Annotated in this window: 19 protein-coding genes, 1 tRNA gene and 1 pseudogene; 5 read left to right on the top strand and 16 right to left on the bottom strand. The window is 63.9% G+C overall.

Annotated elements, in window-relative coordinates:
• Positions 1-12: 12 nt before the first annotated feature.
• The 4 genes from RAH39_RS03640 to RAH39_RS03625 form a co-directional block, all read right to left on the bottom strand.
• On the bottom strand, positions 13-450 hold the full coding sequence (locus RAH39_RS03640) for a type IV pilin protein (protein WP_306591444.1): 438 nt from the start codon (positions 448-450) through the stop codon (positions 13-15).
• Positions 451-490: 40 nt separating this feature from the next.
• Entirely contained in the window at positions 491-1693 is a 1203-nt protein-coding gene (locus RAH39_RS03635; protein ID WP_306591443.1) for a type II secretion system F family protein, read from the bottom strand.
• Positions 1694-1762: 69 nt separating this feature from the next.
• Complete coding sequence (locus RAH39_RS03630; protein ID WP_306591442.1) at positions 1763-2953, bottom strand: type IV pilus twitching motility protein PilT; 1191 nt, start codon at positions 2951-2953, stop codon at positions 1763-1765.
• A 37-nt stretch (positions 2954-2990) separates the two neighbouring features.
• A complete protein-coding gene (locus tag RAH39_RS03625; RefSeq protein ID WP_306591441.1) occupies positions 2991-4826 on the bottom strand; it encodes a GspE/PulE family protein in 1836 nt (611 codons plus the stop codon).
• A gap of 77 nt (positions 4827-4903) precedes the next feature.
• Here RAH39_RS03625 and RAH39_RS03620 point away from each other — a divergent pair, with 77 nt between their 5' ends.
• Complete coding sequence (locus tag RAH39_RS03620; RefSeq protein WP_306591440.1) at positions 4904-6829, top strand: hypothetical protein; 1926 nt, start codon at positions 4904-4906, stop codon at positions 6827-6829.
• Between the two features lie 31 nt (positions 6830-6860).
• The gene (locus RAH39_RS03615; RefSeq protein WP_306591439.1) at positions 6861-8018 is read left to right on the top strand and encodes a GGDEF domain-containing protein; all 1158 of its coding nucleotides are present in this window, start codon (positions 6861-6863) and stop codon (positions 8016-8018) included.
• A gap of 3 nt (positions 8019-8021) precedes the next feature.
• Here RAH39_RS03615 and dnaJ read toward each other — a convergent pair whose 3' ends face one another.
• The 4 genes from dnaJ to hrcA form a co-directional block, all read right to left on the bottom strand.
• Positions 8022-9179 (bottom strand): molecular chaperone DnaJ, encoded by a 1158-nt coding sequence (gene dnaJ, locus RAH39_RS03610; RefSeq protein WP_306591438.1) that lies wholly within the window; start codon positions 9177-9179, stop codon positions 8022-8024.
• A 151-nt stretch (positions 9180-9330) separates the two neighbouring features.
• Positions 9331-11196, bottom strand: coding sequence for a molecular chaperone DnaK (dnaK, locus tag RAH39_RS03605; protein ID WP_306591437.1), 1866 nt, complete (start codon positions 11194-11196; stop codon positions 9331-9333).
• A gap of 72 nt (positions 11197-11268) precedes the next feature.
• Entirely contained in the window at positions 11269-11943 is a 675-nt protein-coding gene (locus RAH39_RS03600; protein WP_306591436.1) for a nucleotide exchange factor GrpE, read from the bottom strand.
• Positions 11944-12009: 66 nt separating this feature from the next.
• A complete protein-coding gene (hrcA, locus tag RAH39_RS03595; RefSeq protein ID WP_306591435.1) occupies positions 12010-13056 on the bottom strand; it encodes a heat-inducible transcriptional repressor HrcA in 1047 nt (348 codons plus the stop codon).
• Positions 13057-13119: 63 nt separating this feature from the next.
• Here hrcA and RAH39_RS03590 point away from each other — a divergent pair, with 63 nt between their 5' ends.
• Positions 13120-13956 carry a hypothetical protein gene (locus RAH39_RS03590; protein WP_306591434.1) on the top strand — a complete coding sequence of 279 codons (837 nt, stop codon included), beginning with the start codon at positions 13120-13122 and terminating at the stop codon, positions 13954-13956.
• 487 nt (positions 13957-14443) lie between these two features.
• On the opposite strand, the gene prfA is transcribed toward RAH39_RS03590, so the two are convergent.
• From prfA to RAH39_RS03555, 7 genes are all read right to left on the bottom strand, one after another.
• Positions 14444-15517 carry a peptide chain release factor 1 gene (gene prfA, locus RAH39_RS03585; RefSeq protein ID WP_306591433.1) on the bottom strand — a complete coding sequence of 358 codons (1074 nt, stop codon included), beginning with the start codon at positions 15515-15517 and terminating at the stop codon, positions 14444-14446.
• 78 nt (positions 15518-15595) lie between these two features.
• Positions 15596-15847: a 50S ribosomal protein L31 gene (gene rpmE, locus RAH39_RS03580; RefSeq protein ID WP_306591432.1), complete on the bottom strand. Its 252-nt coding sequence runs from the start codon at positions 15845-15847 to the stop codon at positions 15596-15598.
• A 129-nt stretch (positions 15848-15976) separates the two neighbouring features.
• Entirely contained in the window at positions 15977-16735 is a 759-nt protein-coding gene (locus tag RAH39_RS03575; protein WP_306591431.1) for a hypothetical protein, read from the bottom strand.
• An 8-nt stretch (positions 16736-16743) separates the two neighbouring features.
• The gene (locus RAH39_RS03570) at positions 16744-17070 is read right to left on the bottom strand and encodes a PadR family transcriptional regulator (protein ID WP_306591430.1); all 327 of its coding nucleotides are present in this window, start codon (positions 17068-17070) and stop codon (positions 16744-16746) included.
• Positions 17071-17286: 216 nt separating this feature from the next.
• Positions 17287-17757, bottom strand: coding sequence for a DUF2062 domain-containing protein (locus RAH39_RS03565; protein WP_306591429.1), 471 nt, complete (start codon positions 17755-17757; stop codon positions 17287-17289).
• A 736-nt stretch (positions 17758-18493) separates the two neighbouring features.
• On the bottom strand, positions 18494-20062 hold the full coding sequence (locus tag RAH39_RS03560; RefSeq protein ID WP_306591428.1) for a glycosyl hydrolase family 28-related protein: 1569 nt from the start codon (positions 20060-20062) through the stop codon (positions 18494-18496).
• A 622-nt stretch (positions 20063-20684) separates the two neighbouring features.
• Positions 20685-21323 carry a hypothetical protein gene (locus tag RAH39_RS03555; protein ID WP_306591427.1) on the bottom strand — a complete coding sequence of 213 codons (639 nt, stop codon included), beginning with the start codon at positions 21321-21323 and terminating at the stop codon, positions 20685-20687.
• A 371-nt stretch (positions 21324-21694) separates the two neighbouring features.
• Between RAH39_RS03555 and RAH39_RS03550 the strand changes: the two are divergent.
• Together RAH39_RS03550 and RAH39_RS03540 are read left to right on the top strand one after the other, a co-directional pair.
• A pseudogene (locus RAH39_RS03550) lies at positions 21695-22736 on the top strand (integron integrase).
• A gap of 233 nt (positions 22737-22969) precedes the next feature.
• Positions 22970-23046, top strand: a tRNA-Arg gene (locus RAH39_RS03540).
• 75 nt (positions 23047-23121) lie between these two features.
• Here the strand turns inward: RAH39_RS03540 and RAH39_RS03535 are convergent.
• The gene (locus RAH39_RS03535) at positions 23122-23514 is read right to left on the bottom strand and encodes a winged helix-turn-helix transcriptional regulator (RefSeq protein WP_373467340.1); all 393 of its coding nucleotides are present in this window, start codon (positions 23512-23514) and stop codon (positions 23122-23124) included.
• Positions 23515-23527: the final 13 nt, after the last annotated feature.

Below are 23527 nucleotides of genomic sequence, written 5' to 3'. Positions count from 1 at the left end.
CGATCCAATCGCTCACTTCATTTTGGCGAGAATCTCTCCAGCCTGATTGGTCTGGTAGGCCGTTGCATTCCCCATGGTGGGATCCGTAACCGTCAACACGTACGCCACGCCATTGGCATCCACCTTGACCTCGTAATTCATGCGGCTCGCACCCTTGGGCTGGAAGGTGGGGATGAGTGTGGGGCCGCTGGCATCGGTGCCATCCGCTTTCCACGTGTAAACCTGTCCCGCTACGCCATAGAGGCCATTTTCCGCCCGGCGCGTCTCAAGCCCCATTCGCAGGGTCTGGGCGTTGGCGATGGCGTCCCCAATGACTCGCGCCCGCTTCCGCTGTCCCAGATAGCTGGGAATGGCAATGGCGCTGATGACGCCAATCAGGAACACGACAAGCAGTAGCTCGATCAGCGAGAACCCCTGGGATCGCGGACGGTCATTGGATGGGCGAAACATGGAAGCCTCCGGACTGAGGGTGGGTTGCAAGGACCGTGCGTCAGTCCTTCCCGAACACATTCGCCAGGTTGAAGATCGGGAGGTACATCGCCACCACGATGAACCCGATGATCCCGCCCAGGATGGCGATCATGATGGGCTCCATGAGGCTGGTGAGGTTGGCGACGGCGTTGTCCACCTCGTCCTCGTAGAAGTCGGCCACTTTGGACAGCATGGCGTCGAGGGCGCCGGTGGCCTCGCCCACGCCCACCATCTGGACGACCATGGGCGGGAAGACCTTGGTCTCGGCCAGCGGCGCGCTGATGTTGCGCCCCTGTTCGACGGCGTCCTTGGACTTGAGGATCGCGTTCTGGATGACCATGTTCCCGGCGGTCTTGGCGGTGATCTCCATGCCTTCGAGGATGGGCACGCCGGAGCTGATCAGGGTTCCCAGGGTGCGGCAGAAGCGCGCCACGGCCACTTTCCGCAGGACGTCGCCGATGACGGGGATCTTCAGCATCAGGGCGTCGATCTGGAGACGACCGGCGGGGGTTCTGTAGTACTGGCGGAGGCCCACCACGATCACCACGATGGCGATGATGAACGCCCAGCTGTAGTTGATGAGGGCGCTGGACAGGGCCATGCACACCAACGTGGGGAAGGGCAGCTTGCTTCCCAGGCCGTCATACATGGCCGAGAACACGGGGATCACCTTCACCATGATGATGATCACCACCGCGATGGCGATGGTGATGACGGCGACGGGGTACGTCATGGCGCCCTTGACCTTCGACGTCAGCTTCACGGCCTTCTCGATGTAACCGGAGAGGCGCTGGAGGATGATGTCCAGGATGCCGCCGCTCTCGCCGGCCCCGACCATGTTCACGTAGAGGTCGTTGAAGGCCTTGGGGTGCTTCGCCAGGGCGGCCTGAAGGGTGAGCCCCCGCTCCACGTCCTCCCGGACGGCCTCGATGATGCGCTGGAAGCCCTTGTCCTGCTGCTGAGCGCCCAGGATCTCCAGGCACTGGACGAGGGGGAGGCCGGCGTCGATCATCACGCTGAACTGCCGGGTGAAGATGGCCAGTTCCTTGGGCTTCACCTTCCCGAAGGACTTGGTGCGCTCCGCCGACATGGTGCGGACGTTCATCACCTCGATGCCGTTGCGCTTCAGGGTGTTGACGGCGGCATCCCGGGAATCGGAGATGAGGACACCCTCCTGGGTCTCCCCCATTCGATTCTTGCCTTTCCATGCGTAAGCGGGCATGCGGACCTCGGTGAGCGGCTAGGCGATGTTGAACCCAAGGATAGGCAGGAAGGACAGGTTGGAGAAGGCTCAGGTGTACTTGATGTTGGGGTTGCGCCCCCCGAGCACGGAACTGCCCGGCGCGGGCTGGTTCGCGGCGGCCGCGTTGCGCCCCCCCGCCGCCCCCACGCCCACGCCCCGGTTGACGAGCTCCCGCAGTTCATCGGTGTTGGAGGAATACTCGAACGCCGCTTCCTGGGTGATCTCCTTCCGCAGCACCAGATCCGACAGGCTCTGGTTGAACGTCTGCATCCCGAACTTGGTCTGCCCGGCCTGCATCACGCCATAGATCTGGTGGATCTTGTCCTCCCGGATCAGGTTTCGGATGGCAGGGTTGGGCAGCATGATCTCGAGGGCCAGGGCCCGCCCCTTCCCGCCCGCCTTGGGAATGAGGCTCTGGCAGATGACGCCCTCCAGCACCAATGAGAGTTGGGCGCGGACCTGCGGCTGCTGGTGGGCGGGAAACACGTCGATGACGCGGTTGATGGTCTGGACCGTGCTGTTGGTGTGCAGGGTGCCGAAGGTGAGGTGGCCCGTCTCGGCGATGGTGAGCGCCGATTCGATGGTCTCCAGGTCGCGCAACTCGCCCACCAGCACCACGTCGGGATCCTGGCGCAGGGCCGAACGCAGCGCCTTCTTGAAGCTGTGGGTGTCCGCGTGGATCTCCCGCTGGTTCACGAGGGCCCGGCGGTGCTTGTGGACGTATTCCACCGGATCCTCGATCGTGAGGATGTGGACCGGCTCTTCGGCGTTGATCTTGTCCACCATGGCGGCGAGGGTCGTGGATTTGCCGGAGCCCGTCACGCCCGTCACGAGGACCAGGCCGCGCGGCTTGCTGCACAGGGCTTCGACGGAGGGCGGCAGGCCCAGCTGGTCGAAGCTGCGGATCTGCTCCGGGATGGTGCGGAACACGCCGGCGGTGGCCCCCCGCTGATTGAAGACGTTGGCGCGGAACCGCGCGACCCCCTGAAGGCCGAAGGAGAAGTCCACCTCCAGGTCCTCCTCCAGCCGGTGCTTCTGCTGGTCGGTCATCACGCCGTAGCACAGCCACCGCGTCTGAGAGGCGTCCAGGGGCGGCAGCTTGAGGGGCACCATCCGCCCGTCGATGCGGATCTGGGGCGCGGATTCGGTGGTGATGTGGAGGTCCGTCCCCCCGTACTCCACCATCGTCTTGAGGAGCTGCTGCAGCGAGGCGACGTAGTTGGAACCGACTTCGCTCATGGGAACCTCGGGGAAGGCGAATGGAGGGGAAGACTGGCTACAGCACCGTCTCGCGGATGATTTCCTCTATGCTCGTCATGCCATCGAGAACCTTGCGGCAGCCCGACCGGCGGAGGGTGATCATCCCCTCCTTCTGGCCCTGCTCGCGCAGTTCGATGGCGGAGGCGCCGGTGAGGATCATGTCCTTCAAGGTCTCCGACATCTCCAGCACCTCGTAGAGGCCCACGCGCCCCTTGTAGCCGCGCTTGTTGCAGAGTTCACAGCCCACGGGCTTGTAGAAGGTGATGCCCTTCTGGATCTCCTCCGCCGTGAAGCCCACCTTCAGCAGGGCTTCCTCGGGCTGGTGGTGGGTGTCCACGGCCTTGCAGCTGGTGCACAGCCGGCGGACCAGGCGCTGGGCGCAGATGATGTTCACCGAGGTGGCGACGAGGAAGGGCTCCACGCCCATGTTCATCAGGCGGTTGATGGTGCTGGGGGCGTCGTTGGTATGGAGGGTGGACAGCACCAGGTGGCCGGTGAGCGAGGCCTTGATGGCGATCTCGGCCGTCTCGAAGTCGCGGATCTCGCCCACGAGGATGATGTTCGGATCCTGGCGGAGGAAGGAGCGCAGCGCCGCGGCGAAGTTCAGCCCGATCTGCTCCTTCATCTGCACCTGGTTGATCCCCGGGAAGTTGAACTCCACGGGATCCTCGGCGGTGATGATGTTGGTGTCCACCGTGTTCAGCTTGGCGATGGAGGAGTAGAGCGTGTTGGTCTTGCCCGACCCCGTGGGCCCCGTCACCAGCACCATGCCGTAGGGCTTGGAGATCTGCCGGTCCCAGCGCTCCAGGCTCTCGGGCTCGAAGCCCAGCTTGGTGAGGTCGAGCATCAGCTTGTCGCTGTCCAGCAGGCGGAGCACGATCTTCTCGCCGAACAGCGTGGGCAGGATGCTGACGCGGTAGTCGATGACCTTCTGCTTGCCGCCCATGTTCACGCGGAGCTTGATGCGCCCGTCCTGGGGCAGCCGCTTCTCGGCGATGTTGAGCTTGGCGAGGATCTTCACGCGGGACGTGAGGGGATCCTTCAGCTTCAGGTTCGGCTTCATGACCTCCATGAGGATCCCGTCGATCCGGAACCGGATGCGGTAGTTCTTCTCGTAGGGCTCGATGTGGATGTCCGAGGCGCCGCGTTTGATGGCGTCGATCAGGACCATGTTCACCAGCTTGACCACCGGCGCGTCTTCGCTGCCCTTCTTGAGCGCGCCGACGTTGATGCTCTCCTCGTCGTCGTCCGCGGCTTCGTACTCCGCGTCCGCGTCCAGCTCCTGCTCCAGTTCCGACAGGTCGAAGTGCTCGTCCTGCTCATTGAACGGAGCGAGTTCCCCGCCTCCTCCCGGACCGCTGGCGGTGGGGCCCGCCGACGGTCCCTTCCGTCCCCCGCCACCATCGGCCAGGCGCACGGCGCTGGCACCGCCGTAGTACCGCTCCACGGCCCGCACCAGCCCCATTTCGCTGGATACCACCGGATCCACGTTGTAGCCGGTATGGAACCGCACGTCGTCCATGGCGAAGATGTCCGTCGGATCGGACATGGCGAGGGTCAGCACGTTCCCGGTGCGCTGGAGCGGAAGCACCTTGTGGCGCTGCGCGAGGTCCTTGGGAATCAGCGCGATCACCGACGCGTCGATGGGCGGCCACTGCTCCAGGTCGGCGGCGGGAACGCCGTACTGCATTCCCAGAAAACTGACGATGTCCTGATCCGAACAGAAGCCCTGGCGCACCACAATGCTTCCCAGCTTGCCGCCTTCGCGACGCTGGATTTTCATGACTTCTTCCAACTGGGCGTCGGTGATGAGCTGGGCCTTGACGAGCATTTCCCCGAGCTTGCTGACCACTGGCTGCCTCCGGCTGGGTTAAGGGATGGTATCACCACCGCCCCGCTCCGAAGTCCAAGCCATTGTATGCTTTTGCCATGCCTGCCCCAGGATCCCCGCTCCAGCGCCTGCTGCTGGCCCGGCAGTTGGTCCGGGAGAAGGGTCTGTCCAAGGCGGATCTTGCCTTGCTGGAAGACCTGCTGCGGGAGGGCGCGGGAGACCTTGAACCGCTGTTCGGAACCGCTCCCGCGGAAACGGAAGGGGCCGGCGAATCCCCGGTTCAGGCGGATCTCCGGCGCCATTTCGGGCTGTTCCTCGCCTTCCTCCATCACCTTTCGCCCGCTCGCCTGGAGGAAGCGCAGGCGGCCCTGGGGTCGGTGGTCCAGCGCGGATTGGAGGATCTGCGCCAGCGGGCGGAAGCCGCGCAACGCGAGCTGGTGCGGGGGCTCGGCCAACCGCCGTGGGTGGAGGATCTCCTGGATCTCCTCGCGTCCCTGGGGCGGATGGGCGAGGCTTCCCTCGATGGCGGCGACCGCTGGACCGCCTTCGTGGCGGAGCGCCGCGAAGCCTTCCGCCGGATCCTGTCGGCGCTGGAGGGGACGGAAGCCGGAGCCGCGGCGGTGGAGCAACTGAACGCGCGGATGAAGGCCTTCAACCGCGCGATCCGCGGACAGGGGCGCCCGGAAGAGGCCCTGGGGCGCCTCTCGGAACAACTGGAAGCCTGCCTGCCCCAGGAGATCCGCGCCCAGCTCCACCCGCTTCTCCTGCTCCAGCACGTCGGCGCCAACCTGCGCATGAGCCTGTCGCGCTTCGCCGGGAAGGATTTCCCCTGGTCGGCGGTGGAACAGGTGCGCGGGAGCCTCCGCTGGGTGTGGGAGCACCTGGGCTGGACGCTGCCGCGGGTGGACCCCCCGCTCCTGCGGAAGCGCCTTCCGCCCCGGCTCCGCCAAGCCCTCGTCCCCCTCCGCGAGACGGATCCCGCCGCCTTTTCGATCACCGCCCGCGCGCTGGCCGCCCACGCCTCCCTCCTCGGCCTGCTGGAGTTCCCGGAGGCTTCCCCGGCGCAGGCGATCCCCGCCCTTTTCGTGATGGAAGCGGAACTGGCCCGTCTCGCCGCGCGGGCTTCCGATCCGGATCGCAGCGCCCTGCTGGATCCCGCCCGCGCCGAAACCTCGCGCCTCCGCGCCTACCTCCGCCAGGCGGCGCTCAGCTTCCGGCAGGATGGGGAGACCCTCCGCGGCCTGCGCCAGGAGATCCTTGCGGCGCCCACCGCCGAAGAGGAAGCGCGGATCCTCGCGCACCTGCGCGGCCTGCTGGCGAACCACCAGAAGCAGCTGATGGGCGAGCTGGTGGGGATCTTCTCCCAGGAGGCCCAGGACGGCCTCTTTCCCGGAGCCCCCAGCCCCATGGAGGAAGGCGAGCGCCTGCGGGTGCGGGTCCAGCGGCTGTGGGACCAGATCCCCGCCCTCCACGGCCAGCTCCTGCTCCACCTCGAACTGCGGGACTGGCCACGCCTCGCCCTGGGGCTGGCGCAGGCGCACCGCCAGCTCCTGGCCTTCCGCCAGAGCCCTGAATTCGCGCTGATGCGCCGGCCGGACCGCGAGGAGGCGGAGCGGTTCGTCCAGGAGCTGGGATGGGTGCTGGAAGCGCCCCAGGACGTGCCCAAGGCCCTGCGGGAGGGCATGGATTCCCTCGCCGAAGCCATGCGGTTCCTGGAGCTGTTCCTGCTGCGGGTGAACGCCCGCGTCCCGCTGATCCGCCAGGATCTCGACGTGGCGCAGCAGGCTCTGGGGATCATTCACGACTTCGCCCGCGGCCCGGAAGGAACGGAGCGGACGCGCCTCGTCCACAAGCTCATCCAGACCGCGAAGCGGCTGGGGGGCCGGGATCCGCAGGCCCTGGCCCTGCTCAAGCGCTGGGTGCGCGCGGAGCGGAGCCAGCGGGAAGACCCGGCTCCCGCGCTCGACCAGTTGGCCGCCCACCTCCGCCACCTGACCCTGCGCCTCGAAGCGGCCCTGGGCTGAACGGCCCCGCCCCGCACCTTCCCGGAGTCCCATGTCCCGCATCTACTGGTTGGAACCGCACCCCTCGCCCGCGGGCGAGGCTCTGCGGCAGGCGCTGGGCGACTGGGGCTACGACGTGACGCCCGGCCCGGGGACGGGAACGCTGATCCTGGTGGCGGACCGCCCGGATCCGCGGCTCGTTCCCGCGGAGGGCGCCGAAGTCCTGTGGTGGGTGCGGGAGGCGGAGCCGGAAGAGGTGAGCGCCGTCCTGGGACTGAAACCGGGCTGGGTGCTGCCGCAGAGCCGGCCTCTGGCGGCGGCGCGGGAGGCCCTCCACCACCTCCGCCACCGCGACCTGGGAACCGAGGGCTGGCTGCGCCGGATGCTCCACCTCGCCACCCTCGACGAGCTGCTGCGGCTGATCCTGGACCGCGCCGTGCTGCTGTCCGGAGCCCGGGGCGGAGCCATCTGGCTGCGGCAGGACGAACTCTTCTACCAGAGGGTGGGCGACGGCACCTTCCCGGAAGCCCCCCTTCCCCAGACCGAAGCCGCGGACCTGCTGCGCCGCGGCGAGGCGCTCCTTCTGGCGCCCTCGGAGCAGCTCGCCATCCTGCGCCTCCAGGATCCGCGCGAGGGGATCGACAGCTTCCTGCTGGATTTCGACGAGGTGGAGCCGCTGCTCCTCAATGCGTGGCGCCTGGAGGAGAGCCGCGCCCTCTCCTTTCGCGATGACCTGACCGTGGCGCAGAACCGCCGCTGCCTGGAGGCGGAGCTGCCCCCCGCCGTCCGCGAGGCCGCCGCCCGGAAGGAACCCCTGGCCCTCCTGTTCCTCGACGTGGACGATCTCAAGCAGCTGAACACGCGGCACGGCCATCCGGCGGGCAGCCTCGTCCTGGAGGCGGTGGCCCGCACGGCCCAGCGGATCTGCCGGGCCCACGACCGCCTCTACCGCTACGGCGGCGACGAGTTCTGCATCCTGATGCCGGCCACCACCGCGCAAGGCGCCCACAAGCTGGGCGAGCGCCTTCTCCAGGCCCTGAAGGCCCAGCCGGTGGAGCTGGACGGCCGCCTCATTGCCGTTTCCATCAGCGCGGGCGTGGCGGCCTTTCCCGAGCATGCCGACGGCGCAGGCCGCCTCCTTGAGCAGGCCGACCGCGCCCTCTTCCGCGCCAAGCGGGAAGGCAAGGGCCGCGTGGACCTGGGCGGCTAGACCCTACTTCCGCTTCTTCTTGCCGCTCTTTTCCGTCCCGCCGAACACCTTGGCCAGAAAGCCCTCCTCCTCGCCGGCGGCCTCTCCGCCCAGGCTGCGGCGGAGCTGGTCCACCAGCTGGCGCTGCTCGGCGGTGAGGGACTTGGGCACGGCGACGCGGAGGTGCAGATAGAGATCCCCGCGGCCGCTCCCCTGGAGGCGCGGAACGCCGGCGTTCACCAGCTTCACCACATGGTCGGCGGGGGTTCCCTCGGCCAGCTTCAGCTTGTCGGAGCCGTAGGGCGTCTCGACGTCCAGGGAGCCCCCGGCGACCAGGAGCGGCCAGGAGACTTCCAGGCGCTGGTGGAGGTCGGTGCCATCGCGCTCATAGCGGGGATCGGCTTCCACATCGAACACCACGTACAGGTCGCCGCTCCGCCCGCCGAAGCGCCCGGCTTCGCCCTGGTTCTGCAGGCGCAGCCGCGTGCCCCGGTCCACGCCGGCGGGAACCTTGAAGCTGACCTTCGACTTGCGGGAGATCCGGCCTTCGCCCCGGCATTCGCGGCAGGGCTTGGGGATGATCCGGCCGCGGCCCTCGCAGCGCGGGCAGGGCGCGAGCATCTGGAAGAAGCCCTGGCGGACGGCGACCTGGCCCGCGCCCCGGCACTGGGCGCAGGTCTCGGGCCGGCTGCCGGGCTCGCAGCCCGATCCGTGGCAGCTCCCGCAGGATTCCAGCCGGGGGATGCTCAGCTCGACGGATTCCTTCCCGAAGATGGCGTCGCGGAAGCTGAGCTTGAGGTTGTACTGGAGATCCGAGCCGCGCTCTTCTCCGCCGGAGCGGCGGCGTCCCCCGCCGAACAGGTCGCCGAAGATCCCCCCGCCGAAGAAGCTGCCCAGGATGTCCTCGAAATCCGCGAACTGGCTGGGGTCGAACTGGAAGGACTGGCCGCCGCCCGCACCGCCCAAACCGACGTGGCCGTACTGGTCGTAGACCTTCCGCTTCTCCGCGTCGGACAGGACGCTGTAGGCCTCGGCAGCCTCCTTGAACTTCTCCTCCGCTTCCTTGTTGCCCGGATTGCGGTCGGGATGGAGTTCCAGGGCCAGCTTGCGGTAGGTCTTCTTGAGTTCGTCGGCCCCGGCATCCTTGGAGACGCCGAGCACTTCGTAGTAGTCGCGCTTCATCGCTGGTCAGTCCTCTGTCGTCGTTGCCTGGTCCCCACCGGTCCGGCCCGGGCTCGGGCGACCGGAGGAAGGCCCCGGCGAGACATGCTGCCGAATGGCCACTTCCAGGAGCCATTCTCCCTCAAAACGCCCCGTTCAGGGAGTGCGGGACCTAGTTGGGCGGAACCGCGCCGTCGCCTTCGCCGTCGAGGGAAGCCATCATCGCCTCGCTGGCGGCCAGGACCGCATCGGTCAGCAGGTTCTGCGCCTCAAGGAGCTGGCTTTCACAGGCGCGCAGGGCTTCGGAATCCTGGGAGGCCACGGCCTGGCGGGCGCGGGCGAGGACCTCGCGGACCATGGTCTGTTGCTCTTCCGCCAGGTACTTGCCGCACTCGGCGAAGCTCTTGTCGCAGGAGAAGATCAGGCCCTCCGCTGAGGCGACGTACTTCAGGGCGTCGCGCTTCTTCACGTCCGTCTCGGCGTTGGCGGCGGCCTCGCGGATCATCCGCTGGATCTCCAATTCCGACAGGCCCGAACTGGGCCGGATGCTCATGGTCTGCTCAAGGCCCGTCATCAGGTCGCGGGCGGCGACCTTGACGATCCCGTTGGAATCGATGTCGAAGACCACTTCGATCTGGGGCACGCCCTTGGGAAGGGGGGGAAGGTTGATGAGGTCGAACCGCCCCAGACTCTTGTTGTGTTCCGACAGCTCGCGCTCGCCCTGGAGCACGTGGATCTCCACCCGGCTCTGGTTGTCGGTGACCGTGGTGAAGGTGCGGGCGTCCCGGATCGGAATGGTCGCGTTCCGCTGGATGATCTTCACGAACCCGCCGCCCTGAGTCTCGATGCCCAGCGACAGGGGCGTCACGTCCAGGAGGACCAGGTCCTTGATGTCGCCCTTGAGGACCGCGCCCTGGATGGAGGCGCCGAGGGCCACCACCTCGTCGGGGTTGATGCTGCGGTTGGGCTCCTTCCCGAAGAAGTCCTTCACGAGGCGCTGGACCAGGGGCATCCGCGTCTGGCCGCCCACCAGGATCACCTCGTCCACCTGCTTGGCGGTCTTGCCGCCCTGCTCCAGGGCGTCCTGGATCGGAACGAGGGTGTGCTCCACCAGTTCCCGCACCATCTCTTCCAGCTGGTCGCGGCTGAGGGTGGCCTCCAGGTGCTGGGGCCCGCTGGGGCCCTGGGCGATGAAGGGCAGGCGGATGTCCACGCGGTCGAGGGTGGACAGCTCGCACTTGGCCTTCTCGCTGGCTTCCTTCAGGCGCTGGAGCGCCATGCGGTCCGAGGACAGGTCGATCCCCGTGCGCTCCTTGAACTGCTCCACCAGCCACGTCTGGATGGCCAGGTCGATGTCCTCGCCGCCGAGGAACGTGTCGCCGCTGGTGGCCAGCACCTCGAACACGCCGTCGTTCATCTCCATGAGGGTGAAGTCGAAGGTGCCCCCGCCGAAGTCGTAGATGGCCAGGATCTGCTTCACGCCCTTCTTGTTGAATCCGTAGGCGAGGGCGGCGGCCGTGGGCTCGTTGATGATCCGCTGGACGTTGAGCCCCGCGATCTTGCCCGCGTCCTTGGTGGCCTGCCGCTGGGCGTCGTCGAAGTACGCGGGCACCGTGATCACGGCGTCAGCCACTTCCTCGTGGAGGAACGCTTCCGCCGCCTGCTTGAGCGACCGGAGGACGATGGCCGTCACTTCCGGCGGCGCGTAGTCCCGCTCGCCGACGCGCACCCACACGTCGCCGTTGGGCGCGGCCACCACGGGGAAGGGCAGCCGACCCACCGCCTCCTGCACCTTCGGCGCCTGGAACCGCTGCCCGATCAAGCGCTTCACCGCGAAGAGCGTGCGCTGGGGATTGGTGACCGCCTGCCGCTTGGCGATGTGGCCCACGAGGACGTCGCCCTTGTCGGTGAACGCCACCACCGATGGCGTGGTGCGGCTCCCTTCCCGGTTGGGGATCACGCGGGAATCCCCGCCCTCCATGACGCAGACGCAGCTGTTGGTGGTGCCGAGGTCGATGCCGATCAGCTTGCCTGCCATGGGAGAACTCCGGGTTCGCGGCTTCAGGGTAATGGGTTGTCCATGCAGCATCCAGCCTCGGCGCTGGAGAAGCTAGGATTTTCCAGGCTCCGGCAACCGGTTGACCACCACGCGGGCGGCCCTCAGGAGATGGCCCCGCAGGTTGAAGCCCCGTTCGTAGATGGCCGCCACGGCACCATCGGGGAGGTTGGGATCCGTGAAGGTCGTGAGGGCCTCGGCGTGGAGGGCGTCGAAGGGGTCGCCCACCTGCAGGGAAAGGGGCTCCACATTCATCCGCCGGAGGGCCTCCACGAACTGCTTGCGGATCAGATCCACACCGGACCGGAAGGATTCCACGTCCTGATAGCTGGCGCTCAGGCCGCGGTCGAAGTTGTCCAGGACGGGCAGCAACTCCAGCAGCAGCTTCCGCTCGGCCTGCTCCACGGCCAGGGCGACGTCCCGCTGCGCGCGGTTCCGGAAATTGTTGAAGTCCGCCGCCAGGCGGCGGTGCTGATCCATGAGCTCCGCCTCGCGCCGGAGCATCTCCTCCATCTGGCGCTCCGCCTCGGTGAGAGCGGATTCCAGGTCCACTTCAGGCACGACCTGGGTGGGATATTCCGAGGCCACCTCGTCGGCCACAGCCTGGAGGTCGCCGTCGACGGATTCGTCCAGATTGAGGTCCACCAGGTCTTCGGCACCGGCGGAAAGCGGCGCGTCCGGCTCCTCCTGGGGGCGGAGATTGGGTTCGTGCGGGGTATCAATGGCCATCGCAGCAGTATACGCACTCGGACAAGCCCCGCAGAGAGCGGAGGGGCCTTCTTTGAGCGGGGAATTTCAGCGCTCCTGCCGCCGCTGCACCTGCCCCGACCACCACCGGAGCCCCCCCATCAGCCGGCCGTAGTCCATCCGGAGCGGACCCACCAGCGCGAAGGTCACGAAGCCCGCGGGGCCCAGCCGCACAGTCCGAACCGCCGTGGCCAGGGGCCAGCCCTCGAGATAGGGATTCTCCGAACCCAGGAGCAGCTGGACGTCTTCGGCGGCCCGCTCGGCGAAAGCGTTCAGCAGCCGCGCCAGGCGCCCGTGCTCCTCGAAGGCCGCCACCAGGCTGCGGAAGCGGCTCATGTCCTCGAATTCGGGAAATCCCCCCAGGCGGCCCAGACCGGACACCAGCACCGGGGGTTCCCCGTCGGAGCGGTCGTCGGGCCAGCGGGCCGCGAGATCCTGCAGCCGCAGCTGGAGGGATTCCCCTTCCCGCGCCCCGGCCTCCAGCGCATCCAGCAGCCGCGTCCGCATCTCGGCCAGGGTGAGGCCGCTGAACTCGGCCGTGGCGTAGTTCCCCAGTTCCGTGAGGACGGTGTCCGGGTAGTCCCAGACGTTGTCCATCAGCCGATGCTCCACTTCCCCGCGCGTGCCCACCCATACCGCCACCACCCGGCGGGGGCCGACGGGCACGAACTCCAGCCGCGCTAGGCGGCTCCGGGTGAGCGGCAGCGGAAGCGCCACGCACACCCCGCCCATCACGTCCGCCAGGGTCCGCCCCGCGTGGCGCGCCCAGGCTTCAGGATCCAGGTCCCACCCGTCCAGAGCCGCCGACAGGCGCTCTTCCACCTCCGGCCCCGGCGTCTGGGCCTTCAGGCAGCGGTCGACGTAATAGCGGTAGGCCCGCTCGGTGGGCACCCGCCCCGCGGACGTGTGGGGCTGGGCGACGAGGGATTCCTCCTCCAGATCCGACAGGACGTTCCGGATGGTGGCGCTGGACAGGGATTCGGGGTAGCGCTTGGCCAGCAGGCGGGAGCCCACGGGCTCGCCTTCTTCCAAGTAGGCCTCAATGAGGGTGCGCAGCACGGACTCGCCGCGAGGATTGAGGTTCGGTCGGGCCATTGAGATCGTCCCTGGCAGGATGGTCCTACTATACGGCAGGATATTCCCTTCGAAGGAGGTCCCATGCGCACCATCCTGATCCCCCTATCCCTGGTCCTGGTCGCAGGCCTGGGGTGCAACCGCAAGAGCGAAGCCGCCGTCCAGGCCGAAGAGGCCGCCAAGGCGGCGGAAGCCAAGGTGGCCCAGCTCGAACAGCAGCTGAACGAGGCCAAGGCGAACAAGACCGAAGGCCCCGACAAGGAGACCGTCCAGCAGGTGACCCGGTCCCAGGTGAAGGCCCTGGAGCGCCAGGTTGCCGATGCCAAGAAACGGGCGGAGACCAAGAAGCAGGAGGCCCTCACCCTGGCCTCCGCCCCCGCTCCCAAGGAGGAGCCCAAGCCGGTGGTGGTGGACGTCCCCGTGGGCACCAAGCTGGAAATCGCCCTGGCGCGCGAGCTGGCCACCGACAAAGACCAGCCCGGGGATGCCTGGGAGGGTTCCCTCGCCACGGACGTGGTGGTGAACGGCAAGCTCGTGTGGAGCGCCGGAAGCGCCGCCCGGGGCGTGGTGACCCAGAGTGCCGCCGCGGGCCGCCTCGCCAACGGCCAAGGGGCCCTGGGCATCCGCCTCACGGAGATCGCCGGCGTGGGCGTGGACACCGACACCCACGTGGTGGTCGCCACTGCCAGGGGCGAGCGCAACGCCAAGTACATCGGCGGAGGCGCGGCCCTGGGCGCCCTCATCGGGCTGCTGTCCGACAAGAAGAACCAGGGCGATCACGCCTTGGGCGGAGCGGCCGTGGGCGCCGCCGCCGGCACCGCCGCCGCCGCGGCCACCGCCAACACGGTGATCCGCATCCCCGCCTCCCAGCCCGTCTCCTTCAGCCTCACGGGCGCCGAGCGGGTGACGCTGAGGAAGTAGCCGCCGGCTCTCGGCGAACGCAAAAGCGGGAGGCGCGAGCCTCCCGCTTTTGTTTAGGCCTCCAGAGCCTGCAACCGCTCGGCCTCGAAGGCCGCGCGGAGGGATTCCAGGATGGGTTCGATCTGGCCGCCCATGGGGGGCCCCGCTCCGTGAACGCAGCGCCCGCAGGGCCAAGTGAACGGGAGGGCGGCCCGGGGGGCCGTCCGATCGCGGGCCGCCAAAAGCCGCGTGTGCAGAGCCGCGAAGCGGCGAGCGCTCAGCGGCGGAGCTTCATGCCTCCAGCGCCTGCAACCGCTCCGCCTCGAAGGCCGCGCGGAGGGATTCCAGAATGGGTTCGATCTGGCCGCCCATGGGGGGCCCCGCTCCGTGAACGCAGCGCCCGCAGGGCCAAGTGAACGGGAGGGCGGCCCGGGGGGCCGTCCGATCGCGGGCCGCCAAAAGCCGCGTGCGCAGAGCCGCGAAGCGGCGAGCGCTCAGCGGCGGAGCTTCATGCCTCCAGGGCCTGCAACCGCTCCGCCTCGAAGGCCGAGCGGAGGGATTCCAGAATGGGCTCGATCTGGCCGCCCATGAAGCTGTCGATCTGGTGGATGGTGACGCCCACGCGGTGGTCGGTGACGCGGCCCTGGGGGAAGTTGTAGGTGCGGATCTTCTCGCTGCGGTCGCCGCTGCCCACCTGCGACTTGCGGAGGGCGGAGTGGGCGGCGTCGGCCTCGTCCTGGGCCTTCTGCAGCAGGCGCGAGCGGAGCACCGTCATCGCCTTGGCCATGTTCTTGATCTGGCTGCGCTCGTCCTGGCAGCTCACCACCGTATTCGTGGGCAGGTGGGTGAGGCGGACGGCGGAATAGGTGGTGTTCACGCTCTGCCCGCCCTTCCCGCCGGAGCAGAAGGTGTCGATGCGCAGGTCCTTGGGATGGATCTCGATGTCCACTTCCTCGGCTTCGGGCATGACGGCCACCGTGGCGGCGGAGGTGTGGATCCGGCCCTGGGTCTCGGTCTTCGGGACCCGCTGGACGCGGTGGACGCCGCTCTCGAAGCGGAAGAGGCTGTAGGCGCCGTCCCCCTGGATCTCGGCGGTGGCCTCCTTCAGGCCTCCGGCGTCCGCGTCGCTCTCGTCGAGCACCGAGACCTTGAAGCCCCGGCGCTCGGCGAAGCGGATGTACATCCGGAACAGCTCCGCGGCGAACAGGGCGGCTTCTTCCCCGCCCGTGCCGGCGCGGACTTCCAGGATCACGTTCTTGGCGTCGGCGGGGTCCTTGGGGATGAGCAGGCGCTTGATCTCCGCCTCGCCCTCCGCGATGGCCTTCTTCAGGTCGGGGATCTCCAGTTCCGCCATCTCCCGCAGGTCGGCGTCCATGGACTTGTCGCCCAGGATCAGCTCTGCTTCCTCCAGCTGCCGGAGGCGCGTCTTCTGGGCCTGGAAGGCCAGGACCACAGGCTCCAGTTCCGCCCGCAGCTTGGTCAGTTCCCGCAGGCGCTTGGGGTCGGAGACCACCGACGGATCCTGCAGCTGCGCCTCCACTTCCTGGAAGCGGGCATCGACGGCTTCAAGTTGGTCGAGCATGGGAGCCTCACGGATGCTGGGACACGCCAAAACAAAAGGACGGGCCGATCGCTCGGCCCGTCCTTCGGAACATCGCAGCTAGGCTTCGGTCGTCTCGGCGACCGGCTCGGGAGCGGCGGCGGCAGGGACTTCCTTCTTCGCGTACTTCTTGTTGAACTTCTCCACGCGGCCTTCGGTATCCATCAGGCGCTGCTTGCCGGTGAAGTAGGGGTGGCAGTTCGAGCAGATTTCCACGCGCAGCTCTTTCTTGGTGGAACGGGTCATGAACTCGTTCCCGCAGGCGCAGTGGACCTTCACGTCGTGCAACTCGGGGTGCATTTTTTCCTGCATCGCTTTCCTCCTGGGACCGACCGGATGCCCCCATGAGCGGGGTGATTGCACGCGGCTTGTCCACGCAAGACCAACAGTCTATCGCCGAATCCCCTTCATCTCAAGGGGGATTCCCCGATCGGCCTGTCCCTACTCCTGGGCCTGGGGCGTCAGGACCCAGCGCTCCGCCAGGATGCGCTTGAGCTTAAGCGCCCCCAGAACGCTGAGGAGCAAGGTGGCGTTGAAGCTGAGTTCCAGGGGGACCTTCCACCACTGGAACCGCACCCGCCCCAGGAAACCAGCCTCGATGACGAACATCAGGATGGTGAAGACGGTGGGCTCCAGCAGGCTCTGCCACCAGGGGCGCTCCTGGCTGTGCCGCTCCAGCAGAAAGCCCGTGTAGGCCCCATACAGCAGCCGCGTGGGCTTGAAGCCGTGATGGGTGGTGAAGCCCAGGGGAATGGACAGGAGGGAGGTGATGAGCACCGCCACCGCCGTCCGGGCCCAAGGGTTGAGCCGCAGCCAATGGCGCCGGGCCCAGAAATAGCCCGTTCCGACCGCCAGGCCCTGGGCGGCGGCAAAGGCCAGGCAGATGTACCAGCGCCAGCCTTCAAACCACATGTGGCCGCCGGTGGCGAGCCCGATGATCATCCCCGCCGCCAGGGCCGTGCTGCCCCGGTGATTGGCGTCCTGTCCGTCGCCCGCGGCCAGTTCCTCCGCCAGAAGGCTGGGGTGCTCCTTCTCGGCCAGCAGGGCGGACATGCCGGATTCGGTATCGACGCCGCGCGCCTCGGCCTCGTCCCGGAGGTGGGCCTCCAGCTCACGGAGGAGGGCGGTCCGGCGCCAGCGCGTCAGGCCCCGCAGGCCTGAGCCTACCTGGGCGAGATAGGCTTCGAGCGCCCGCGACATCGTGCTTCCTAGGCCCGGGGTCCCACGAAGGCCTGGACCATGTCCACGAACTGGTTCCATTCCTTCTTCTTGGCCGACAGGAAGGCCTCCCCCGCGGGCTGGATGGCGTAGTAACGGCGCTCGCGGCCGTTCTCCTGCGTCTCCCAGTAGGAGGTGATGAACTCGGTGGCCTCCAGCTTGTGCAGGGCCGGGTACAGGGCGCCTTCCTTCAGCGTGTACGTCCCCCCGGTGCGCTGGCGGACCGTCTCGATGATCTGGTAGCCGTACATGGGCCCCTCGCAGAGCAGCGACAACAGCAGCAGCGGGGTGCTGCCCTTCAGCAGTTCACGGTCCACAGGCCCTCCGGTTTAGGTGCGTCCCCAGGCCTTGAATATACATCGCATGGTGATGTCCGTCAAGTTGTTTGAACCATCATCGGGCAAAACCCGCCGCGATTTGGATCGGTTTCACCCGCTTCCCATCCCCTCCGCAAGGAGGATTCGATCCGTCCGCCCCGAGAGGAAAAATTGGCCCAGTCATGGTTCCACTTACCTCGACGAGGCGACAGCCTCTCAGGAGCGGCGGAAGGTCCCGCTGGTGGCCCTCAGCAGGGGCGTGAGCAGCCATGCGAGAAACAGCGTGGGAAGCGGGACTACCACCAGCCATGCGACCCCCGCATGCCAGAAGCTGCCCCAGAACAGGTGCAACGCCCCCCAGGCGTCCGCCTTCAGCGCGGCCTGCAGCACCGACAGGGAGAGCGGCAGGGGCGGTGCGCCGAACAGCCGTTCCCCCAACCGGATGAAGGGGATCAGCAGCGCCACCTGGAGCGGATAGGCGGCGTAGTTGACGAGCTGCATGGCGGGCTGGTTCAACCGGAAAAGGAACCCCGCCCCCACGCACAGGAGCGTGGACGTCCCCACCAGCGGCGTCACCCCCAGCGCCAGCCCCACCGCCAGGCTCCACGCCAACCGCTGGGGACTCGATCCCTCCCGCAGCATCCGGAGCAGCGGCTCCCCGACGCGGGCCTTCAGCCAGGCCCTCATGGATTCACGCGGGCGGCGGCAGACACGGGAGAGAAGCGCATATCCCTCCAGGGTAGGCGCGACACCCGGACCCGCGCTTGAACGAATCGCCGTTCGAAGCCATGGTGGAAAGTCGCAGTACCCGTAGCTCAGTTGGATAGAGCGTTGGCCTCCGAAGCCAGATTAGGCTCTCCAGTGCTTGGGGATTAAAACCGGTAAATCATGTTTTATCAACCCATGATTTACTGTGAGCCAATGTAAATTGCCACAAAACATCCTGAAAGTGACCACAAAATAGCCACGAATGGAACCAGAATCCTGGCAAAAGTGGTTCAACACCTATTTCGCAACCAGGAAACTCTGGCAGTCCTAAAGCACAGCACATATGAACAGTAATACGAACCGACCATTCCCGGGTACTTTGGATTGCTGCTTACGTTCAAAGTGTATTTGAAGCATGCAGAGCAAGACACTAGGGCCAGCGTAACCCCTGTAACCCGGCCCAATTTTGCGATGTAACCGGGGAAGAGCATGGGATTTCCTTAGAGGCCTAACGAATATGGCTAACCGGCCGCGCCTGCGCCGAAGCGATGAGCGGAGCCGAAATAGCGAAATGTTGAGAGAGAGCGGAAGGCAATGCAGGCGGGGTCCGAGTTGAGCGGAGGGTTAGGCGGCTGGTATGCATGGGAGGTTATAGAATTTAAACAAATGCGAGAATTTTTGATTTTGTTGATAAAATTTAATTTATGATTTTAAATTAATCACCCATTGGCAAAGAACTACCGTCATATTCATGAATGCTCAAGTAATGCAGAAGAATGTCGGCATTTGAATTGTTGTAGAATCCTAGGAAGGTATTTGCATCGAATGTCAGCGGCAAATCTGGAAGTTTGGTGATCAAAGTCACCACCTGAAAATCATTTTCTTGGACAGAACTATTGATCGAATCACACGTGAGAATTGTTACAGAACTAGAACCACTACGAATGAGGAGATAGCAATCATTTGGGCCTAAAGTACTTGACTTAAAAATCGCAGTTATTGCAGCCATTCGTCTGGGGCGCCAATTTATAAACGGCGATTGAACGTTTCCTCCGGGAGAAACCCGAATGCTATTTGAGCTAAAAATTGCTCGAGGATCTGATGGGATTAGATTTGTCCTGCTTCCCTCGATAAGAGGGAAGGATTTCACCATGCCTACCCTAGGACATCCATCAAACATCCCACGAATCATTACATAGGACCTAGATAATGAGGGGTACCCAAGGCCCGGAACGTATTTTATGCCCTCTATATATACTCCGGTTGAATCGACCACATTAACAACTGGGTTTGAATAGAATGGGCTTTGAGCGCTAATGCCATCAATTCGAATGTTATTTGATTTATAAATAAGAATTGCATTTGGAGCTGTGTTTGTTAAATAATTTCGAATTGTTACATCGCTTGCATAATCGGCATAGATATCATATTGCTTGCTATTTTCTGCATAAACCCCGTCAATGGTAATGGTTGATCCGGAGTTATTAAATATATGTATATTGGCGCAATTCTGGCCTTCAAGATAAATATTTCTAATTAATGTGTGTCCGCCAGTGGTAAGAATTTGCCATAGTGCCTGGCTTGGTGCCCCTGATCCCAAATTAATGGTATCCCACACCAGACTATTTGAGCCAACCTGCTTAATGGCATAGGCAGCCCCTCCCATAAACATAGAGCGTTCCACTTTACCAATGTAACAATTATTTACAAAGAGGCCATTTAGATTTCCAGATGTGTAAATATCAGACAAATAGGCCGTTGTGCACTGCAATAAAATCGCAGCGAAGGATGAAGAGGTAGGTGGGGCGTCAAAACCTAGGTTTCGAATTGTAACCTGGATATTGGGATTTACTGCACCCACATTGAATCCACCCAATCCGGAGTTATTGTGTGAAACCAAAATAACCGCACCATGATCTGTTGTGGAATTATTGGGGTATTCGAGGCTGTACTGATTCACAGGCCCAGTTCCCTCGAGAATACAACTCGTATTTATAGGGATTTCGCAATCAATTTTATATACCCCAGGTGAGAATTGGATGTACTTTGCACCAGAATTTATGGCATTAATAATGGCGCAGGAGTCATTTGCAACCCCGTTTCCCATTGCACCAAAATCCGCTTTGACATTCGCAGGACGATTTGGGTCAGACCATGGAGCTGTGGTTGGGCAAATGCAATCAGCTGCATACCCCCGCGGAGAGAAGAAAATAAGCATATTAAGAATAACTGCCAAATATATGTATTTCAGTAAATTGTGCGGTATATAAGGGGCGAATATCATAGTGATCCCTCGAGATGAATTGTAAAACTGCACATTAGTGGTTGGCAGTGATTCTCATGAAGCCGCCTAACGAATGAAGCTAACCGGCCCTATTGCTGCGGGACAGGGATGCTAAATTGTTTGAGGACGCTAGCGCGCAGCGATAGGGTCCGAGTTGAGCGCAAGGTTAGGCCGAGCCCATAGCAGGAGCAACCCGAGCACACGATGTGCTGAGATTTGAGCCTGATTGAATGGGAGCGAGCATTCATGCTGACGAGCCCAAAGGAGAATGGCCGGAGTTATTGCGCGAAGCTGAAGGAGCAAAAGCTGAAGCGACCTCGATGATGGCAGAAATCCATGGGCCGACGGTTGATGAGTAAGCAATAACGCCATTCTTGGACTGACGGAGAACTGCGAACAGCGCGATTTGGCGATGGAACGTGGCGCGATGGCTGGGCTGGTGTGGCCCACGATTGCCCAGAAGACAGAAATAGACAGGCGAACGAGGCCTAACGAATGAAGCTAACCGGCCGCGCCTGCACCGAGGCGCTGAGCGGAGCCGAGGAAGCAGGAAGATGAAAGAGAGCGGGAGGCAATGCAGGCGGGGTCCGAGTTGAGCTGAGGGTTAGGCCGCCAGTTCCCATCAATCACTGTTGGTTGCAACCGTTGTTTGAAAGTCTCGATTGAAGTCTTCAAGAGTATGCCAGCCGAGTAGCGAGATAACTTCAAAGGCAAGATTTTTCTCTCGATAGCGTGAGAATTCGGGACCCATTTCAGCGGTCAACGCATCAAAGCATATCACCACTTTCGGTTTGGGGTTGCCCTCTTCCCAATGCTCGGTTTGGTTGCGGGCCTGAAGAATAACTGCAGCTAATGTTTGAGAACCAATTTGGCGAACAGAAGGCCAATCAGATGGCGAACCGTAGGCCAATGAAAGCCCCTGTTTGGCAAGTTGAAGTACATTTCCTGAAAGTGCCGAGATAGAAAACTCACGTACCTCCAACATTTTTTCGAGTTCTTCTAGTGAGATGGATTTGTAGTGTTGATCTTTATCAGGGCCAAAATAGGTATCCCAGTAAAGGCCTACGCCATCCATCAAATCCTCGGAATCCATTGCATTCATCTGGGTGAACTCTGCTCTTCGGTATTGATCTTCCGCGAGTTCCTTTAGATGAAGAATCTCCTCCCGGAGTTTTTGGGCCCTTTCGTGATCATGCCAGATAGAGCCAAGTAGGCTTCCTAGAGCATGCTCGATTTCATGAAGGTAGGCGTTTATGTCCATGGCGGCCTACCTAGAGATTCTGCGACAGAGGGGTTTGAAGAATTGTCGTAGAACGGGGGGAACAGGAGCATGGGATGTACTGCTATGCGACGATTTCCGATTTTCGGAAGGCATTCTCCAAACGTAATGATTGGCGGATGAGGTGGGGTTCAAGGAAATTTGCAGGCAAATCATACCGCATGGGTGAGTCATCTTCGATCTAAACGCTCCGCGTTCCGAGATGATGCCTTGGCCAGGCGGAAGGTTGGTATGTCCGGGATCTTCCAGGGTGCCTGGAGGACGGAGTTTGAGTTGAAATTCGCTTAATATTCGCCTTAATTGAAGGCATCCCGCAAGCCTCCGAAGCCAGCCCGAATCCTCCGAGGAGCGATATGGAACCTGGTCCCACCCCTGCCCCGCGACTTCTCGACCAGGTCCACGCGGCCATCAGCATCCGCCACCTCAGCCCAGCCACGGACACGGTCTACTGCCGGTGGATACGCAGCTTCATCCTCTTCCACGGGAAACGGTACCCCCGCGACATGGGCCCCGATGAGGTGGAGGCCTTCCTCTCCCATCTGGCCATCCAGGGGAAGGTGGCCCCCTCGACTCAGAACCAGGCCAAAGCGGCGCTCCTCTTCCTCTACAAGGCGGTCCTGGAGACAGAGCTGCCCTGGTTGAACCGGGTCGTGCAGGCCAAGTCGGCGCCCCGCCTTCCCGTGGTCCTGACGCCAGCCGAGGTGTTTAGACTGCTCGATCAGATGGGCGGCACCATGGGCCTGTTCGCCCGCCTGCTCTACGGAACCGGCATGCGCCTGAAGGAAGGCCTCCGCCTTCGCGTCAAGGATCTCGATTTCGAGCGGCGCGAGGTCATCGTAAGAGAAGGCAAGGGTGGCAAAGATCGCGTGACCATGCTGCCGGAGGCCCTGGTTAGCCCGCTCCAGGAGCACCTGCTGAAGGTGCGGGCGCTCCACGCCCAGGACTTGGAGGCTGGCTTCGGCGAGGTCTGGCTGCCCCATGCCTTAGGGGCGAAAGTACCGGGGACTCGGGAAGAAATGGCACTGGCAGTGGGTATTCCCTTCCAGACTGCGAGGACCCGATCCGGAAAGCGGAGTGATCCGGCGCCATCACATCTACCCCGAGAGTATTCAGCGTGCGATTCGCGAGGCCGCTAGGCGAGCCGACATCGCCAAGCCCGTGACGCCCCATGTGCTGCGCCACTCCTTCACGACCCACCTGCTGGGGAGCGGCTACGACATCCACACCATCCAGGAACTACTCGGCCACAAGGACGTGGAGACCACCATGACCTACACCCACGTGCTGAATCGCGGTGGCCACGGCGTCGCGAGCCCACTGGATCGCATCGGGATCGGGGCCAAGGCACCCATGGGTCACCCAAGACTTGTGGATATCTCCCCCTCCTTGGGATAGGTATGGTGGAACGATCCGAATCGATGCAGATGGGGCAGAGGCTCCAGGACCAATTACGACGCCTTGAACTGTGCCTTGTAGGGTGGAGTAGCTAGGATCTGGGATCTCGGGTTAGGATGTAAGAGCAGAAGGGATTGCCAGGGTTTTGCCAGGAGAAAGAACCAACATTAGCTCAAAAATGTTGCTATGTTTTCCAAACAATCGGCAACCAAGTCCAATCATTTCGGCAAAAAGTACCCGTAGCTCAGTTGGATAGAGCGTTGGCCTCCGAAGCCAAAGGTCGCTGGTTCGATTCCAGTCGGGTGCACCAATCCAGTCCCCTGAAGCCTTCGGTTTCGGGGGTTGGTCTATGGGGGGCTCGGTAATACCGGGCGGATTGAAGCGATTACTCCAAATCCACGCTCTCCGATGGATTGGGGCGATTCACTTCCCACTTCAACAGAGCATCCAAGACCGGACAAAGCGACTGCCCCCACTCGGTAAGCCTGTATTCCACCTTCGGTGGCACCTGAGGGTAGACGACCCGGCGCACGATCCCGTCCTTCTCCAGCTGGCGCAGCTGCTGGATCAGCATCTTCTGGGAGATCCCCGGAATCTCCCGCTCCAGTTCCGAGAAGCGGAGGATCTTCCCTCCGAACAGGCGGAACAGGATCACCAATTTCCAGCGGCCTTCGAGCATGCGCAGGATCTTCTCCACCGCGGTCGCGGCGGTGCCGGGCGTGGGATAGAGGTCCTTACTTTCCAGTAAGGGCCTTACTTTTTCGTCGGTTCTTGTCACGTCCTCAGGCTAC

Origin of the sequence: Geothrix sp. 21YS21S-4 (assembly GCF_030845995.1) — a bacterium.
Classification (GTDB): Bacteria; Acidobacteriota; Holophagae; order Holophagales; family Holophagaceae; genus Geothrix.
This window is presented reverse-complemented; position numbering and strand designations above follow the sequence as displayed.